We start from the raw sequence: 13,788 nt of genomic DNA, 5'->3' as shown, positions 1-13,788 counted from the left end.
ATATATCGACGGAGGGGTCTTCTGGGGACGAAAGACCGGGTGACCGTTTGCCGGCGCATGGCCCTTGTCAAATTCCTGTCGCTTAGTCGCTCCAGCGCCGGTGGCCCTGCATCCTTTCGGGCCCGATCGGATGCAGGTTTACAATCTTCCGGCCGCCGCGTCGATCAGATCAGGGCAGCGATCGCGGGGCCAGGCGCACATACTTGATGGCGCGCCGGTAATAGGTGTAGGCGATATGGAGTGTGCCGTCGCCGCCCTCAATGATCGAGGGATAGGAGAATTCGCGATTCAGCGAATCCTTCGAATTGTTGCTGAGGCAGAAGCCATCGCCGGTATCGAGATCGATGCGATGCGGAAAGCTCTTGCCGCCATCCCTAGAGATCGCCAGGCTGAGCGGCGCCCGGGGCACGCCCCAGACCGCCTTGCGGCCGATATGGGCGACAACAGTCGCCTCTCCCGCCTCGTCACCCTCGATTTCGTCATAGAGCGACTGGCGGCGTGCGTCCGACATCGTCGCATTCGAATGGTTATAAACCATTGCGATTGCTCCATCATTCAGGACGGTGGCCTGGATCGAGGAGTTGTTGTTCGGCAGTTCGGTCGGCGCGGGCGCGCTCCACGTTTCGCCGCCGTCGGACGATCGGCTGGAAAGGATGCTCTCGGCGAAACGATTGCGGTAGAAGGCGACCATTTCGTCGCCGCCGAGCGGCAGGATGTTCATGTGCACGGCGCCGATACTGTCTGGAATATCGCGCATCTGCCAGCTGGCGCCGCCGTCGCGCGAGATCAGCACCGCTGCCGTATCGGCGTCGCCGCTCCAGCGCTGGCCGTTGAGGCCGACGCAGCGGAAGACCGGAAGCAGCCAGTCGCCCCTGCCATTGACGACGATCGGCTGGCGAACGAAGGTGCCGGGGCTGTCACAGAGGACGCTGACCGGCCCGAAGCTTTTGCCGCCATCGTCCGATATGCGGCATTTGACAACGGAGCCGTCCTGATTGCCCGAGGTTTGCGAGGTATAGAGCAGCCAAGTCTTTCCGTCAGGAGCATTGAAAATCAACGGATTCTGCTCGGATTTCTGTGGGTCGTCGCTCATCTTCTCCGGCTCGGACCAGCGCTCGGCGTCCGGTGCTAACCGCGACATGTAAATCGAAATATCGCCCATGCCCTCCATCGTGCCGCCGAACCAGACGCAGGTCAGCGTTCCGTCGGGCAGAAAGGCGAGATTTGCCGCATGGTTCTGGATGCAGGGCGAGGGCAGGTAGGCGTCGGCCCGGCCCTCGATGGCGGGGCGAGGGGTGATAAGCCCGGTCATCATGGCGGGCACGACTTCCGAAGGCAGGCCGGTAAAGCTCATGGCGGGGTCTCCTCAAGGCAGCTTGGCATAGCTTTCGGCAAGTGCGGCGTAGTCCGCCTCGCCGAGCGGCATCAGCGGCGGGCGCGTTCGGCTCCAGGCGGGATTGCCCGTCTTCAGCCCCACCATTGCCTTGATGGTCGGGATCTGGACGTAGGAGTTGGAAAGCGTGCGATAGGCGTTGATACGCGCCTGCGCCGCCTCGACATCGGCGGCGCGCGCCTCGTCATGGACGTGGTCGTAGATGGTGCGCAGCGAATCCGCCACCAGATTGGAGGTGGCGGTGATGCAGCCGGCGCCGCCGGCCTTCAGCAGCGGCAGCAGCAGCGGATCGGCGCCCGCCAGCACCGAAAAACCGGGATGCGCGGCGATAATGGCCTGCATGTTATTGAAATCGCCGGCAGATTCCTTGATGCCGACGACCGTTTCCGGGAAGGCGGCAATCAGCCGGCCGATCAGCGGAATGGACAGCGGCACGCCCGAGACCTGCGGGATATGATAGAGGATGACCCGAAGGCGCGTGTCGGCGACCTTTTCCAGCACCTGCGAATAGGCGGCGAACAGGCCGTCGTCAGAAACGCCCTTGTAATAGAAGGGCGGCAGCATCACCACCTTGGTGACGCCGAGCGACAACGCGTGCCGGGTCAGTTCCACGGTCTCCGGAATGGCGACGACCCCAGTGCCCGGCAGAAGCCTGTCGGCGGGAATGCCGGCCTTCACGGCCGCTTCCAGAACGGCGCGGCGCTCGGCTCCGGAGAAGGAATTGGCCTCGCCCGTCGTGCCGAGCAGGGCCACGCCATGACATCCTTCAGCCAGCAGCTGCCGGCAATGATCGGTGAAAAGCGCCAAATCCGGCGTGTTGTCTGCCGTCAGCGGCGTCGCGGCCGCACTGAAGACGCCTGTGATCCTGTGATGGCTCATCCTGTCCCCCTTCGGCGCGTCCTGTCTTGCCGATCCGCGGTCGAACCGCCCGGCTGCGCATCCGATTGTCTTCGTCTGTTTGCGATGGAGTGCTAAGAACTTTTCCATTGCGGCGATTTTGTCAAGAAGACAAAGTGCCTTCATGGGAGAGTAAAAAATTATCTATTTGATATTGCTTCAATATTTTTCAATGTAAAATTTGTCCGAACGAAAACCGTGATTTTTTGTTGACATATTTACAATAACGAGAGAACCATAAGGAACGGATTGTGCTGCGCCTGGCAGGTGCAGGGAGAGCGCCGCCGAATTCACCGTGGGAGGGAATGCCATGTCTTTTGATCAATCTGATAAAACCAATCTATCGCGTCGCAACGCACTGAAGCTCGGTCTTGCGGCCGGCGTCGGGCTCACCGTGTTCGGGATGAATGCCCGCATCGTGATGGCTGACGAGGGCCAGGTCCTGAAAGTCGCACATCCGGCCTTCGACCAGGACTGGTCACCGCTGCGCGGCGGCGGCAGAACCTTCCGCTGGAATTCGATCTGGTGGGCAGCGCCGATGTATTTCGACAGTGAAGGCAATATCAAGCCTTACGTCTTCACCAGCTGGGAATCGGCCGACAACACGGTGTGGACCTTCAAGATCGACCCCAAGGCGGTTTTCTCCGATGGCAGCAAGATCACCGCGGCCGACGTCAAGGGATCGTGGGAAGTCGCCTCGATGCCGAACACCAAGAGCCAGCGCGCCGACCAGGTGCTGAGCAAGGTCAAGGGTTATGCCGAAATCGCCGCCGGCTCCGGCAACGAGCTGACCGGTGTCGCAACACCCGACGAGGGAACGGTCGTCGTGACGCTGGCTGCCGCCGATCCGATCTTCTTCATGCGCCTGGCAAATCACATCGCGCCGATCACCAAGGCGTCGCAGTCGCGCGGCAGCGACGGCGAGGAGATCATCGACTGGTACAAGCCCGACAGCAAGCCGGTGTTCTCCGGCCCCTTCAAGCTGACCAGCATCGATATCGACGCCGGCAAGCTCACCTTCGAGCCGAATGAGAACTTCTTCGGGCCGAAGCCGAAGCTCGCGCGCATCGAGGTCACCTCGATCGAGGATAATGTGACGGCGACATCGCTGATCAAATCCGGCGAGTTCAATGCCCATACCGAGCTGGTCACCTCGACGATCATCCAGGATCTCGGCCCGGAATTCTCGGCCGGCCCGCTGATCCCGACCAGCCAGCACTTCTGGTTCAACATCTCCCGCGCGCCGATGGATGACCCGAAGGTCCGCCAGGCGCTGATCATGGCGGTCGACCGCGACGGTCTGTTCAAGGCGTCTTATCCGGATGGGCCGCACAAGAAGGCCGACCAGATCCTCAACTCGGTTCCAGGCGCCGAGAATTCCGGCTTCGAGCCCTTTCCCTATGATCCGGCAGCCGCCAAGAAGCTGCTTGCCGAGTCGAGCTATGGCGGACCAGAGCGCCTGCCGAAAATCATGTTCGTCGGCATCTCGGCGCCGGCCATTCAGGCCGCCGCCCAGTTCATTGCCGAGCAATGGCGCCAGAACCTCGGCATCACTGCGGTCGACATGAAGCCGCAGCAGGACGCCTATGCCGGTCCGGACCAGAATTCGGTCCAGATCTTCCGCGACGACGTCGGCACCCGCGTTCCCGATGCCGTCTCCTATCTGGCGGGCTGCATCGCCTCGACCTCGTCGAACGCGCAGAACAAGCTCGGCGGGTATAAAAACGACAAGGTCGACAGCGCCCTTGCCGAAGCGACGACCAGGGCCGCGGACGATCCGCAGCGCATCGCCCTCGCCCAGCAAGCCCAGAAGGCGTTCCGCGACGATTGGGCCTTCATCCCGTGGTATTCTCAGGCGATGTCGCGCTGGGCCACCAAGGAAGTCAAGGGTCTGGACAAGAACCTCGACTGGCAGATCGTCGAGCCGTGGAACATTTCGATCGGTTGATCCGGAGCAATCGTTCCTGGCGATAAACGCGCGGAGGCTGCAAGGCCTTCGCGCAAGTTTCAAGAAGAGATGCGATCTGCCGCGCTTCTGCGAAAGACGGGCCGCATCGACAACAGGTGGGAGGTGGCCTTGCTGCGCTACGTGCTAACCCGGTTTGCCATCTGGATTCCATCCGTTCTGGTGGTGATGCTGGCCGTCTATGCGCTGGCCTTCTATGGCGCCGGCGACCCGATCAAGCTGATCTTCCTGCGCGCGCCGGGCGACGTCGCCTATAATCCGCAGCGCATCGAAGCCATCCGCGAAAGCGCCGGCCTCAACCGGCCCTTCATCGAGCAGTTCGGTCTTTACATCTGGAATCTGCTGCATGGCCAGTTCGGCAATTCGCTGACCTCGGGCCGCGCCGTGTGGGCAATGGTCTCGGCCGCTGCCCCCGTCTCCTTCCAGCTTGCCCTCTGTTCCGTCATCCTGACGACGGTCGTCGCGATCCCGCTCGGCATGATCGCCGCGCTGAACCAGAATTCGCGCCTCGATTATTCTATTCTGGGCTCGGCGCTTTTCCTCTGGGCGATCCCGGCCTATGTCGCGGGTCCCCTGCTGATGGTCGGCCTCATCGTGCTGCTGCCGGGGGCAAGCGTGCCCTATGGCTGGGGCGGCATCTTCGATGTCCGTATCCTGCTGCCGCTGCTCGTGCTGTCCTTCCAGCCGATCGCGCTGATCGTGCGCCAGACCCGGGCTGCCGTTATCGAGGTGCTGTCGGAGGATTTCGTCCGCACCGCCCGCGCCAAGGGCGTTCCGGAGATCATCGTGGCGCTGCGCCACATCCTTCGGCCGGTATTGACGCCTGTGGTGACGCAGCTCGGTCTGATCATGATCACCATCGTCAACGGTGCGATCTTCGTCGAACTGGTTTTTGGACTGCCGGGTCTCGGGCGCCTGACGGTGCAGGCGCTGATCAATTCCGACTATCCGGTCATTCTGGCGATCACGCTGATCGGGTCATTCCTGGTGATGGTGTCGAACCTTTTGGTCGATGTGCTCTATCCGCTGCTCGACCCGCGTGCCAATGATTCAAGACGGAGCCGCTGACCATGTCCGCAATCCCTCTTTCCACCCCTGAAACCGTCGAGGAACAGCCGGTCAGTCTGTGGCGTGATGCCTGGTATCGGCTGAAGCGCAACAAGCTCGCCATCTTCGGGCTCGTCGTCGTGCTGATCCTCGCCTTCACGGCAATCTTCGGGCCTTATCTGACGCCTTACGATTATCTGAGCCAGGATCTCAACGCCCGCAACGCGCTGCCGTCGATGAGCCATCTCTTCGGAACCGACGATCTCGGCCGCGACGTCTTCAGCCGCGTGGTCTTCGGCACGCGGACCGCTTTCCTCGTCGCCGTCATCGTCACCTTCTTCGCGGTGCTGATCGGCCTCACGCTCGGCGCCGTTGCCGGTTTCTTCGGCAATCCCTTCGACCGCGCCATCATGTGGCTGACCGACGTGACGATGTCGGTTCCCAACTTGCTGCTCGTCGTCGTCATCAACGCCTCGCTAAAATCGCCAATCACCCGATGGATGGAGGCGCGTTACCTCGAGACCCTCAATCCCTTCTATCGCCAGACCATATGGGTGGATTTCATCCTGGTCTTCGGGTCGATGGCGCTGATCTCCTGGCCGCCTTATGCTCGTCTGGTGCGCGCCCAGGTGCTGTCGATCCGCAGCCGGCCCTATATTACCGCGGCGCAGGCGCTCGGCCTGTCGAACTGGGTCATCATCAAGCGGTATGTCGTGCCGAATGCGCTGGGGCCGCTGATCGTCTCGGTGAGCGCCGGTCTCGGCACGGCGATGGTGCTGGAAAGCGCCTTCAGCTTCCTCGGCGTCGGCGTCAATCCGCCGACCCCGAGCTGGGGCAACATGATCTCGGACGGCCTTCGCGTCTGGCAGCATTATCCGCATCTTCTCGCCGCTCCGGCGGCCGTGCTCGGCCTTGCCTCGGTTGCCTTCAGCTTCCTCGGCGACGGTCTTAACGACGCGCTCAATCCGCGGGGCAGCAAATGATGGACACTCAAAACACCGAACGCCTGCTCGATGTCAGGGGCCTCACCGTCGAGATCGACGGCCGCAATGGTCCGGCCGTCGTCGTCGACGGCATCGATCTCCATGTCGACAAGGGCGAGACCCTCGGCGTCGTCGGCGAATCCGGCTGCGGCAAGAGCCTCACCATGCTGAGCCTGATGCGGCTGCTGCCGAACAAGATCAAGGTCGCCAAGGGTACGGCCACTTTCGACGGCCGCGACCTGCAGACGATGTCGAATGCCGAGCTGCGAAAGGTGCGCGGCGGCGATATCGGCTTCGTCTTTCAGGATCCGATGACCTCGCTCAATCCGGTCATGCGCGTCGGCGCCCAGATCTGCGAGCCGCTGATTTATCACCGCGGCATGAAGAAGGCTGAGGCCCGTGCCCGCGCCGTCGAGCTGCTGCGCCTCGTCGGCATTCCCGGTCCTGAAGAGCGGCTGCAGGCCTTTCCACACGAGCTTTCGGGCGGCATGCGCCAGCGGGTGATGATTGCGATCGGCCTTGCCTGCAATCCGAAACTGCTGATCGCCGATGAGCCGACGACGGCGCTCGATGTCACCATCCAGGCCCAGATCGTCGATCTGGTGAAGGATCTCAGAACCAAGCTCGGCATGTCCGTCGTCTGGATCACCCACGACCTGGCGCTGATCGCCGGCCTGGTCGACCGCGTCGCCGTGCTCTATGCCGGCACGGTCGTCGAAGACGCACCGGTCGACGAGCTCTATGCCCACCCGAGCCATCCCTATACGCGCGGCCTGCTTTCCTCGATCCCGAAACTATCCGATCCGCCGGCAAGCCGGCTGAGTTCGATCGGCGGCACGCCGCCGGAGCCCGGCCGCCGGCCCAAGGGCTGCCCGTTTGCGCCACGCTGCCCGTTGGTGGAGGCGATCTGTCACGAGAAGGTGCCACAGCTTGAACCTTTGAGCGGCAGCGGCAATCACCGGGCCGCCTGTTTCGTCGTCCAGAGAATGCAGGAGGCGGCATGATGGGTGCTCAACCGCTGCTCAAGATCGAAAACCTGGTCAAGCATTTCCACGTCAAGCTCGGCGCCTTCGGTGAGCGCTCGGCAACTGTCTATGCGCTCGACAATGTCAACCTCGACATCATGGAAGGCGAGACGCTCAGCCTCGTCGGCGAATCCGGCTGCGGCAAATCGACGACCGGCTTCACCATCCTCAATCTCTACAAGGCGACCAGCGGCAAGGTCGTCTACAAGGGTCAGGATCTCGCGACGCTCGACGAAAGGCAGATGCGGCCGTTCCGCCGTGACTTGCAGATCGTCTTCCAGGACCCTTATTCGACGCTCAATCCGCGCATGACGGTGGGCGAGGCAATCGGCGAGCCGATCCTCTTCCACAAGCTCTGCACAAAAGCCGAACTCAAGGAGCGGGTGGCGGCGCTGCTGACCGATGTCGGCCTGCCCACACGCTTTGCCCAGCGTTACCCGCACGAGCTTTCCGGCGGACAGCGCCAGCGCGTCGTCATTGCCCGGGCGCTCGCCTGCCAGCCGAAATTCATCGTCTGCGACGAGGCGATTTCGGCGCTTGACGTGTCGATCCAGGCGCAGATCATCAACCTCCTGCTCGATCTGCAGGAGAAATACGGGCTGACCTATCTCTTCATCGCCCATGATCTGGCGGTGGTGCGCCATATCAGCACCCGCGTCGGCGTCATGTATCTCGGGCGGCTTGCCGAACTTGCCAGCCGCGAGGAGCTGTTCGACAATCCGTTGCATCCCTATACCAGGGCGCTGCTGTCGGCCGTCCCGGAGACCGATCCGGAGCATGAGCGCAGCCGCCAGCGCCAGATCCTGCAGGGCGACGTCCCGAGCCCGCTGAACCCGCCGTCGGGCTGCCGTTTCCATACCCGCTGCCCGATCGCCATGGATGTCTGCAGCAAGGTCATTCCTGTCTGGAAGGAAGCAACGCCCGGCCACCTCGTCGCCTGTCATGCCGTCAGTACGGGTGAGATTCCATGACGCTGAAGGCCGCGATCATTGCCGACGATCTGACGGGCGCGCTCGATACCGGCACGCCCTTCGCCGCCGCCGGCCTTTCAGTCGCGGTCGCCGTCGATGTCGAGGCAGCCCGGGATGCGATCGCCACCGGCTGCGATGTCGTCGTCGTCAACACCGCTTCGCGCGCGCTGAACGAGCGCGGGGCTGCCGAAAGGATCCGACTGGCTGTGGAGATGCTGGGCGGCGCGAAGCCCGGTATCGTCATGAAGAAGATCGACTCCCGGCTGAAGGGCAATGTCGCGGCTGAAAGTCTGGCACTGGCCGGTGCGCTCGGCCTGAAGAACATTCTGGTGGCGCCTGCCATTCCCGATCAGGAGCGCCTGACCTACCGCGGCTGCGTCGTCGGCCGCGGTGTCGACCGGCCGCTACCGATTGCCGATCTGTTCGCGGGTGCGGACAATGTTGTCGTTGCCGATGCCGAAGACGATACCGATCTCGATCAGATCGTCGAGGGCCATGTCTGGCTGACGACGCTTGGGGTCGGTGCGCGCGGCCTCGGTGCGGCATTCGCTCGCCAGCTCAGTGAAACGGGGCGACGGCCGGTGACGGAATTTGCGGCAACCCCGCGCACACTGTTTGCCTTCGGCTCGCGCGATCCGATCACCTCAGCCCAGATGAACCGGCTCGAAGCCTCGGGCGCCCTGCGTATGGTGGTGGATGCTCCGATGGGGCAGATCGAATGCGGGGAGGGCTTGGCGCTGCCGGTTCTGCTGCGCTGCAGCGGCGACATGGCAGCCGATGCGATGCTCGTCGCCGGTGATTTTGCCGCAGGCGTCAAAAGGGTGATCGACGATACCAGGCCCGATATGCTGATGGTCGGCGGCGGCGACACCGCGCTTGCGGTTTTCCGTGCATTGGGAGTGAGGATGCTCATGCCGAAGGGCGAGATCGAGGCCGGCATTCCCTGGTTCGATGTCACGGCCGCCGACGGGCGGTCTTTTCGATGCGCAGTCAAGTCGGGGGGCTTCGGTAAGCCGGATAGTTTGTTAAAACTGGTTCTTCGGAATCAGGCGGCATAAGATACCGCCGGGGAGAATGACGTGGTTGAAGTGAATGGCGATTCTTTGAACGCGGATGCCGGCCCGCCGGGCAAGCCCGAACGCGGCAAAGCCGTCAAGCTGGTCGACCGCGTCTTCGACCAGTTGCTCGAGCGTATCCGCGGCGGGAACTATCCGCCGGATTCGCGCCTGCCCGGCGAACATGAACTTGCCTCGATGCTGGGTGTTTCCAGGCCGATCATCCGCGACGCGCTGGCCCGCCTGCGCGATCAGGGCATGGTCTATGCCCGCCAAGGCGCCGGCACCTTCGTCAGCGCCCATGGATCGCCGACGACGCAGCTTGCCTATTCGCCTGTTAAGACCATCGCCGACATTCAGCGCTGCTACGAATTCCGCCTGACCATCGAGCCGGCCGCCGCCTATTTTGCCGCCAAGCGGCGCAACGAGCAGGCGATCCAGAAGATTGCCAGCGCCCTTGCCGATCTGCGCGAGGCGACCAGCCATCAGCTTCACCGCACAGATGCCGATTTCATCTTCCACCGCGCGGTGACGGAGGCAGCCAACAACCATTATTACACCGCCTCGATCGATGCGCTGAAGGCCCATATCGCCGTCGGCATGCATCTCCACGGTCTTTCTCTGCTTGGCCCACGCCAAGGGCTGGAGCAGGTCTACGAAGAGCATAACGCCATCTACAAGGCGATCGCCGACGGGCGGGCTGACGACGCGCAAAGGCTGATGAAGGCGCATCTCGAAGGCTCCCGCGACCGTCTGTTTGAGGGCAGGGCACTCGACCTGTCCTTCTGAGGCAGATCGGCCGCCCGGATCGTCGGGATGCCAGAGAGGTCGTGGGTGCCCCCGCCTTCCCAGCTTATTTGTTGAGTTCTTTGGCCATCTCGAGGCTCTGTTCCAAAGCAAGTCGCCATAGCGCTTGAACAGATCGATCGCGTCTTCGTGGGCAGGTCCTGGTCTGAGTGATATTGCTTGTTGAAGTCGTCCCCCTGCAGGCCGTTCAGCTTGTCGAGCATGCTCTGCTGATCGGACGTCATAGCGCTCGGAAGCGTGGCTTTGACCTTGCCGCCGAAACCAGTGCCTTGAGTTCGTCGGTGGTCTTCTGGTGGTCGGGGACCATTTGCTGGGCGAACGCCTTGGTCGCATCGTCGCCGCGCTCGACGGCCAGCTTGCTGGAGGCAATTTCAAACATATCGCTGGTGGCTGCCTCCTTGACGAAATCCTCGGTTTTTGGCGGGACGCCGATCAGAGAATTGACACCGGTCTTTTCGGCCGCGGATTGTGCGAAGGCCGGGACGCCAAACGCGAGGGCGAGCGAGGCGATAACGAGGCGTGGACAGGCTGAGGGTTCTCCTTTTTGTTTCAGCCGGATGTCTGCTTCTTGATGATGCTGATGTTGCCGCTCACTTCGAGGATGGCAAATTTTATCTCCGTCACGCTCTCGATGCCCTCCTGGCTTCGAGCCGCTTGCATGACATCTTCCTTCTGCAGGCGGGCGCCCTTGAGCGCGCCTTCGTCGTAGACGCCATCCGTCACCAGGATGGTCGGAACCCCATCGATAATATGAGCAGCGCGAGGCCACCACCTCTTCACGTAGGAGAGGCCGATGTCGGTGGTAAACAGCGTCAGGATCAAGATAACGGCGTTGGTAATCGAGAAGTCGTCGCCCAGCATCGCCTGCTGCGTTGTCTCGGAGATAACCAGCACGATGACCAGGTCGAATGGCGTCATCTGGGCCAATGTCCGTCGCCCCGACAAGCGGATGATCACGAGCAGCGTGAAATAAATTGCCAGTCCGCGGAATACTGCATCCACCGTGCCGCCCTCATGGAAAGATGAAAGTGGATTGGCTACGGACCTCTCCACCCAGGCCGATGGAGGCGCGACGAGCGCCGGCGAGTTGCGTTTGCAGACGGAACACGATCTGCGTCGGCCCCGTCGGATCGGCCGGGAACACGTAGCCTATCCGGCCCTCGCGCGCGAAGGTCGCCTTCTGGGGCGGATCGATGCCCTGAACCGAGAAAGTTTGAAGAAAGGCGGCATCGACTGTGAAGACCCTGTCTTCGGATGACGCCGTGAAGTTCACCGTCATATCCTCGGGAGCATTCCACCGGGAGATGATGGGAAAGTCCACGGACCCATCCGATAACAGCAATGTTTGCCGTGAAAACGGGCCCCCTCTTCCAAGTAAACCCAGCAAGCAGGTCGCCAGAAGAAGGGTGAACATAATCCAGGAAAGACGTTGAACCGCCCAGAACCGTTGCTGGAACTCGGTATGATCGAGCACGCCTTCGGGCAGCGCAGGCAATTTGTCTGTTGTTTCCATGCCCTTTTCCTGTGCATTTGGCAGAGAAGCTGGGCCGGACGCAAAAGTTCCAGGCGATGGCACCGTCGCCGTGTACATCGGATGTGCGGCAGTCCAGGCGTCTTCACCGATCAGGGGAACGAAGACCACCCCGCCGAGATCGTCTTCCTCGAACGCGGCGGGGCCGGTGCGCATGACGCGTTTCAGGCGTTGCTCTTGACTGCGGCCGACCGGGATGATGAGCCGCCCTCCAATGTCCAACTGCTCCTTCAAGGCGGAGGGCACCTCGGGTGCTGCCGCAGAAACGACAATGGCGTCGAATGGGGCGGCTTCCGGCCAGCCCTTGCTGCCGTCGCCCACACGAACATCAATATTTCGATATCCGAGCGTCTCGAACCGTTCCCTGGCCTGAAGCGCCAGCCTTTCATGGCGCTCGATGGAATAGATCTGCCTTGCGATCCGGCTCATCAAGGCTGAAGCGTAGCCTGACCCCGTTCCGACCTCGAGCACTTTGTCGCCGGCTTTCAGATCGGCCTTTTCGAGCATCAGAGCCACAATGAACGGCTGCGAAATCGTCTGGCCCTCACCGATCGACAGCGGCGCGTCGTCATAAGCGTATTCCTCGAAGCCCGGCGCGACGAATTTTTCGCGAGGCACCGTGCGCATCGCCTCGATGACGCTTCGATCGCCAATGCCACGGCGCGTCAGCTGATGCTCCACCATGCGTTCTCGGATGCGTGTCATATCCATGGATCGGCTCCACTGTCGCCGGTTGCACCTGGGGCGAGCTTCTGGGCCGGGCAGAAGAATGCAAAGCAACGGAGGGTCCGTCATTCCATGCGTTGCTCGGTCCATGTGGGGAACTTAGTGTGAAGAGCGAAGTTCGACAGGCATATGCAAACGGGAAATACCATTCCCATGAGGTATCAGTGTCCACGAACCCCCTCATTACCGAACCGGTCGAAGACCTTGCCTCACGCCTTGAGGCGATGACTGACGACGAAGTGTTTGCGACCATGAGCGAGCTGGAAAGAGCAAGCGAAGCTGCTGGAGACGACGCGGCAGAAGAGATCCTTCCCCGGATTGCTTTGACCGAAAGTGAGATCGAGCGGCGCTATCCCGGCGAACTGCTCGCGCCCTATCGCAACTGGAAGCAACGACAAACGCTGCTGTGACGATGTCGCTGCAGACGACCTTCCGCCGACACAAAACAAAGATGGAGGTTTCAATGAGCAGTTCCGAGACGACGACGGATCACAAGGTGATCCAGAAATGGGCGGAAAAAAGGGACGGTAAGCCGGCGGTGATCCGCGCCGGCGGTAAAGGCGGCGGCGTGCTGCGCATCGATTTCGGTGAAAAGGAAGAGGAATTCGACGAGATCGGCTGGGACGAATTCTTCAGGATCTTCGACGAGAACAAGCTGGCTTTCCTTTACCAGGACAAGACCAAGGACGGGAAGACGAGCCGTTTCAGCAAATTCGTCGAGCGCGGTTAACCGCTGGACGCCGCTTTGGAAGTCCGATCGGGTCGCTGCCGCGGCGCCAAGCCAGCCGGATGGCTCTGGATGATGGCGTCGCGCCCGTCGGGGCTTTTCACGATGTTTCGCCCCGCCAGTCGTCCGTGGCGCGTCAATCTCGGTTATGAAGAAATGTTCCGTCGATCAGCGACATCGACATGTCGAAGGAGATCTCGCGCGGTGTAGGTGTCGGAGAGCTTTAAGCTTCCACCTCGCCGTAGAGCTGACCGCACATCGTCAGCGATCGGCGCATCGCAGCGACGCGGTCTTCTGCATCTTTGGGAGAATAGGCCCAGATCTCGGTCGCCCAACTCTTGCCGTCCATATCATATTGCAGGGCAAACCTGTAGAGCCGGCGGTCATCGGCGTCTGTGGTTACGAAACCGGCATCAGGACCGTCCCGACCGTTTCTGGCTCTGCTGAAACTGAGAACATTCACAACGTGCTCCTTCGCCACACATGGTACGGTTCCCGGAATGAGGCGCCGCTTTCCAAGTGCCTAACCAAGTCGTCTGGTTTTCGTTCCCTCTCGAAGTCGCAGGGGACCGAGTTTCCGACTGTACCGATACAGATGGCGCGGCCGAGCCGAACGGTGCATTTGTAAATCACGCTCACGCGACTACTTTATGTGAAGTC

Annotated in this window: 14 protein-coding genes and 1 pseudogene; 9 read left to right on the top strand and 6 right to left on the bottom strand. The window is 61.7% G+C overall.

Going from position 1 to position 13,788, the window contains the following annotated elements:
- Window positions 1-169: 169 nt before the first annotated feature.
- Together FFM81_RS28340 and FFM81_RS28335 are read right to left on the bottom strand one after the other, a co-directional pair.
- Window positions 170-1,354, bottom strand: a complete 1,185-nt coding sequence (locus FFM81_RS28340; protein ID WP_138384678.1) for a sialidase family protein — start codon at window positions 1,352-1,354, stop codon at window positions 170-172.
- A 12-nt stretch (window positions 1,355-1,366) separates the two neighbouring features.
- Complete coding sequence (locus FFM81_RS28335) at window positions 1,367-2,272, bottom strand: dihydrodipicolinate synthase family protein (protein ID WP_138384679.1); 906 nt, start codon at window positions 2,270-2,272, stop codon at window positions 1,367-1,369.
- A 328-nt stretch (window positions 2,273-2,600) separates the two neighbouring features.
- Between FFM81_RS28335 and FFM81_RS28330 the strand changes: the two genes are divergently transcribed.
- The 7 genes from FFM81_RS28330 (at window position 2,601) to FFM81_RS28300 (ending at window position 10,126) form a co-directional block, all read left to right on the top strand.
- The gene (locus FFM81_RS28330; protein ID WP_138384680.1) at window positions 2,601-4,238 is read left to right on the top strand and encodes an ABC transporter substrate-binding protein; all 1,638 of its coding nucleotides are present in this window, start codon (window positions 2,601-2,603) and stop codon (window positions 4,236-4,238) included.
- Between the two features lie 129 nt (window positions 4,239-4,367).
- Window positions 4,368-5,324, top strand: a complete 957-nt coding sequence (locus FFM81_RS28325) for an ABC transporter permease (protein WP_128397816.1) — start codon at window positions 4,368-4,370, stop codon at window positions 5,322-5,324.
- Window positions 5,325-5,326: 2 nt separating this feature from the next.
- Complete coding sequence (locus FFM81_RS28320; protein WP_138384681.1) at window positions 5,327-6,286, top strand: ABC transporter permease; 960 nt, start codon at window positions 5,327-5,329, stop codon at window positions 6,284-6,286.
- On the top strand, window positions 6,283-7,290 hold the full coding sequence (locus tag FFM81_RS28315; RefSeq protein ID WP_097537039.1) for an ABC transporter ATP-binding protein: 1,008 nt from the start codon (window positions 6,283-6,285) through the stop codon (window positions 7,288-7,290). Before FFM81_RS28320 ends, FFM81_RS28315 begins: the two co-directional genes overlap by 4 nt.
- On the top strand, window positions 7,290-8,282 hold the full coding sequence (locus tag FFM81_RS28310; RefSeq protein ID WP_097537040.1) for an ABC transporter ATP-binding protein: 993 nt from the start codon (window positions 7,290-7,292) through the stop codon (window positions 8,280-8,282). Before FFM81_RS28315 ends, FFM81_RS28310 begins: the two co-directional genes overlap by 1 nt.
- Window positions 8,279-9,340, top strand: coding sequence for a four-carbon acid sugar kinase family protein (locus FFM81_RS28305; protein ID WP_138384682.1), 1,062 nt, complete (start codon window positions 8,279-8,281; stop codon window positions 9,338-9,340). The genes FFM81_RS28310 and FFM81_RS28305 overlap by 4 nt, the downstream gene beginning before the upstream one ends.
- Window positions 9,341-9,361: 21 nt before the next feature.
- The gene (locus FFM81_RS28300; protein ID WP_128397819.1) at window positions 9,362-10,126 is read left to right on the top strand and encodes a FadR/GntR family transcriptional regulator; all 765 of its coding nucleotides are present in this window, start codon (window positions 9,362-9,364) and stop codon (window positions 10,124-10,126) included.
- Window positions 10,127-10,190: 64 nt separating this feature from the next.
- Here the strand turns inward: FFM81_RS28300 and FFM81_RS28295 are convergent.
- The 3 genes and pseudogenes from FFM81_RS28295 to FFM81_RS28285 form a co-directional block, all read right to left on the bottom strand.
- A pseudogene (locus tag FFM81_RS28295) lies at window positions 10,191-10,655 on the bottom strand (DUF4142 domain-containing protein).
- Window positions 10,656-10,693: 38 nt separating this feature from the next.
- On the bottom strand, window positions 10,694-11,146 hold the full coding sequence (locus FFM81_RS28290; RefSeq protein ID WP_003571761.1) for a DUF421 domain-containing protein: 453 nt from the start codon (window positions 11,144-11,146) through the stop codon (window positions 10,694-10,696).
- Between the two features lie 10 nt (window positions 11,147-11,156).
- Window positions 11,157-12,386: a protein-L-isoaspartate(D-aspartate) O-methyltransferase gene (locus tag FFM81_RS28285; RefSeq protein WP_138384683.1), complete on the bottom strand. Its 1,230-nt coding sequence runs from the start codon at window positions 12,384-12,386 to the stop codon at window positions 11,157-11,159.
- Between the two features lie 179 nt (window positions 12,387-12,565).
- Between FFM81_RS28285 and FFM81_RS28280 the strand changes: the two genes are divergently transcribed.
- Both FFM81_RS28280 and FFM81_RS28275 read left to right on the top strand, forming a co-directional pair.
- Window positions 12,566-12,811, top strand: a complete 246-nt coding sequence (locus tag FFM81_RS28280) for a hypothetical protein (RefSeq protein WP_138384684.1) — start codon at window positions 12,566-12,568, stop codon at window positions 12,809-12,811.
- Window positions 12,812-12,864: 53 nt separating this feature from the next.
- On the top strand, window positions 12,865-13,131 hold the full coding sequence (locus tag FFM81_RS28275) for a hypothetical protein (RefSeq protein WP_138384685.1): 267 nt from the start codon (window positions 12,865-12,867) through the stop codon (window positions 13,129-13,131).
- Between the two features lie 220 nt (window positions 13,132-13,351).
- Here the strand turns inward: FFM81_RS28275 and FFM81_RS28270 are convergent, their stop codons facing one another.
- Window positions 13,352-13,591, bottom strand: coding sequence for a hypothetical protein (locus FFM81_RS28270; RefSeq protein ID WP_138384686.1), 240 nt, complete (start codon window positions 13,589-13,591; stop codon window positions 13,352-13,354).
- Window positions 13,592-13,788: the final 197 nt, after the last annotated feature.

It is taken from the genome of Rhizobium hidalgonense (genome assembly GCF_005862185.2).
Lineage (GTDB): Bacteria > Pseudomonadota > Alphaproteobacteria > Rhizobiales > Rhizobiaceae > Rhizobium > Rhizobium hidalgonense.
This window is presented reverse-complemented; position numbering and strand designations above follow the sequence as displayed.